Raw genomic sequence first — 3166 nt, forward strand, 5'->3', positions numbered from 1 at the left:
ATCGACGAGGGCTTGCTGCGTCAGTTCAGGCTTGAGTTCGCCCCACAACGCGATGCCCTCCAGCAACGTCCCCGACGTGTTCACGCGCGGCAAACCGTAGGACAGCGTGGCGTCCATATGAAAATGCGCATCGATGAAAGGCGCGGTCACGAGCGAACCAGCGGCGTCGATTTCAGTCGGCGCAGTTGCTTCAAGGCGCGGCTCGATCGCGACAAATCGCCCTCCTTCAATGCCCAAGTCCACCGGATCGCGAGATCGACTGAGGGCCGCGCGGCGAATAATCAAGTCCATGAGGTCGTCCTCCAAAATCTTCTGACTGGTGGGACGATTGTAGCGGGACAGAAAGGGACGGCGTGATGCCGGGTCGTTGGATTTTGATACGTTATCCGACCGGCCTACCGGTCCCTCGCCAACGCGCGCCGTCGACCGCCCCCTGCGATGTCAAATTTTGTGCGCCCTCAAACCGGTGTAGGCGATTGCAGGCTAGCATCGGACCTTGCCTTTGAAAGCAAGGTTAAAAACGCCACCACACCGGCACGGCCCAATTAGGAGTTCCCTATGAACGCACGCACCACATTCAACAGACTGCGAACCGTTGCAAGCTGTGCGTTGATTAGCTCCGCCCTGGTCGGAACGTTCCTGCTTTTCTGGCCCATTGCGACCTCATTCGATCTCCGTTCAATCGGCGCGGCGGTCGGTGGCGGTCTTGCTGCCATCAGAGTCTTCAACCTCGTCTAGTACGCGCTCGTTCTGGCTACGCCATGTTTCTCGGCCTCGAGTTCGACGGTGGATGGGTGGACGCCGGCACGGTCGGCGTGGCCGTATCCTGGTGCGGCACCAAATGCCGCAAGCGCCGAGTGCTTGCGCTCGCGTTGAACAATGGCGCGACCCTGTATCGAACCATCGTCAGCCCTGACTCGCGAAACGACTTTCTTGCCGGCGCCGCGATTTTTCCTTTTGTCCTTCTCTTTGCCTCGCCATTCTCAAGCCAGATCTTGGCCGGCCTTCTGAAGGCCAACAAGCTAACGCTTTGTATGGCGGGGCCGTCGCGCTGTTCAACGTATTCGGTGATTTTTGAGGTGCTCAGCGAGAGGCTCGCCGCCGCGCCAGGGATTAAAATGCGGGCTTCGATGTGATCTAGCCCATCCCCGCTCATCAAGCCCGAGACAAAATCAATGCGCATCGCCACCTGGAACGTCAACTCCCTCAAGGTCCGCCAGCAACACGTCATCGACTGGCTTGCATCGAGCGGTGCAGACGTGCTGTGCCTGCAGGAACTCAAACTCACCGACGACAAATTCCCCCGCGCCGAACTCGCAGCCGCGGGCTATAAAAGCTGGTTCGCCGGCCAGAAGACGTACAACGGCGTCGCCATTCTGGTTCGCGACACGCTCGCGGTCGATGAAACCACGGTCGTGCGCAACATCCCCGCTTTCGAAGACCCGCAGCAACGCGTTATCGCGGCGACCGTTGAAGGTGTGCGGATCGTCTCGGCCTACTTTCCAAACGGCCAGGCGCCGGGTACCGAGAAATTCGCCTACAAGTTGCGTTGGCTGGAAGCGCTTCGGGACTGGGTCGAAGGCGAGATGAAGATTTATCCGCAACTCGCCGTGCTCGGCGATTACAACATCGCGCCCGAAGATCGCGACGTGCATGATCCGAAGGCTTGGGAAGGTCAAAATCTCGTGTCGCCCGAGGAGCGTGCGCATTTTGTCGAACTCGTGCAACTCGGTCTCACCGATGCCTTCCGCAAGTTCGAGCAACCGGAAAAGCTTTTCACGTGGTGGGATTATCGAATGCTCGGCTTCCGGCGCAATGCGGGACTTCGCATCGATCACATTTTATTGTCGGCGCAACTCGCCGCACGCTGCACGGCGTGCGAGGTCGATAAAGTGCCGCGCAAGTGGGAGCAGCCGTCGGATCATGCCCCAGTGATCGCGACACTCAGTTGAAGTGAAAAGCGACGGCCGCGCACATCTGCACGCGGCCGCTTCAAACCATCACGCGTCGAGATGCAATTCCTGAATCTTGCGCGTGATTGTGTTCCTGCCAATACCCAGGCGCTCTGCCGCTTCTACTTTCCGGCCACGCGTAAAGTCGAGCGCTTCGCGGATCACGGCAGCTTCGAACCGCCGCGCGAGTTCATCCATGACGTCCGCTGTGTTTTCACGCAGCAAGCGAGCGACTTCCGTTCGCAAGCCGTTTTCCCAAACGCTCGCCGCCACACCAGCGGAAGAGCCGTGCGCAGCAGGCGAACCGCTTGACGCGCCCCCACCCGGCACGCCACCCGTGTCCGCCACCGACGACACCGTCAGCGACGTGCTTTCCCCGGCATATTCCTGTGTTGGCGTGAGATCCGGCGGCAGGTCCTTTTGCTCGATCGTCTGCGCCGGGGCCATCACCGTCAGCCAATTACACAGGTTTTCGAGTTGGCGGACATTACCGGGGAACGGCAGCGACGCCAGGAACCCCAGCGCATCTTCGGACACGCGCTTCGGTTCAACACCCAGATCCCTCGCGCTTTTCTGCAGGAAATGCCGGGTTAGCAAGGGGATGTCCTCGCTTCGCTCGCGCAAAGCGGGCAAGCGCAAACGAATCACGTTGAGCCGGTGATACAAGTCCTCGCGAAACAGTCCCTGACGCACACGCGATTCAAGGTTCTGATGGGTCGCGGCAATCACCCGCACGTTGGCCTTCAACGGGTTGTGCCCGCCTACGCGATAAAACTGCCCATCGGATAACACGCGCAACAGCCGCGTCTGCAAGTCGAACGGCATATCGCCGATTTCATCGAGGAACAGAGTGCCGTTTTCGGCTTGCTCGAAACGCCCTTGGCGCATGGCTTGTGCACCGGTGAACGCGCCGCGCTCGTGACCGAACAACTCGGACTCGAGCAAGTCCTTCGGAATCGCGGCCGTGTTCAACGCGATGAACGGGCCGTTCGCGCGCGGGCTATGGCGGTGCAGTGCCCGCGCGACAAGCTCCTTTCCGGTGCCTGATTCGCCCGTGATAAGCACGGTGGCAGCCGAGTGCGACAAGCGGCCGATGGCGCGAAACATGTCCTGCATCGCCGACGCCTGACCCAGCATTTCGGGCGTTTCCGTAACGCTGTTGTCGTACGCGGCTTCCCCTCGCATGCTTTCGTCGACGGCGCGCCGGATCAGTT

The 3166-nt window shown here is 60.4% G+C and carries 5 protein-coding genes; 3 read left to right on the forward strand and 2 right to left on the reverse strand.

Annotated features, from left to right (window positions below; all coding sequences use genetic code 11):
• Nucleotides 1-291, reverse strand: a 291-nt coding sequence (locus WCA53_RS09220; RefSeq protein WP_423908268.1) for an amidohydrolase family protein, incomplete at its 3' end; no start/stop codon positions are given.
• 267 nt (nt 292-558) lie between these two features.
• Between WCA53_RS09220 and WCA53_RS09225 the strand changes: the two genes are divergently transcribed.
• Genes WCA53_RS09225 through xth form a run of 3 tightly spaced genes read left to right on the forward strand, consistent with a single transcriptional unit; the run spans nt 559 to nt 1952 of the window.
• Nucleotides 559-738 carry a hypothetical protein gene (locus tag WCA53_RS09225; protein ID WP_423908270.1) on the forward strand — a complete coding sequence of 60 codons (180 nt, stop codon included), beginning with the start codon at nt 559-561 and terminating at the stop codon, nt 736-738.
• Between the two features lie 23 nt (nt 739-761).
• Nucleotides 762-1136 (forward strand): hypothetical protein, encoded by a 375-nt coding sequence (locus WCA53_RS09230; protein ID WP_423908272.1) that lies wholly within the window; start codon nt 762-764, stop codon nt 1134-1136.
• 39 nt (nt 1137-1175) lie between these two features.
• Nucleotides 1176-1952, forward strand: coding sequence for an exodeoxyribonuclease III (gene xth / locus WCA53_RS09235; protein WP_423908275.1), 777 nt, complete (start codon nt 1176-1178; stop codon nt 1950-1952).
• A gap of 48 nt (nt 1953-2000) precedes the next feature.
• Here the strand turns inward: xth and WCA53_RS09240 are convergent.
• Nucleotides 2001-3166 (reverse strand): sigma 54-interacting transcriptional regulator (locus WCA53_RS09240; protein WP_423908278.1); only part of this gene is annotated, 1166 nt, incomplete at its 5' end.

It is taken from the genome of Caballeronia sp., assembly GCF_049581465.1.
Taxonomy (GTDB): Bacteria; Pseudomonadota; Gammaproteobacteria; order Burkholderiales; family Burkholderiaceae; genus Caballeronia.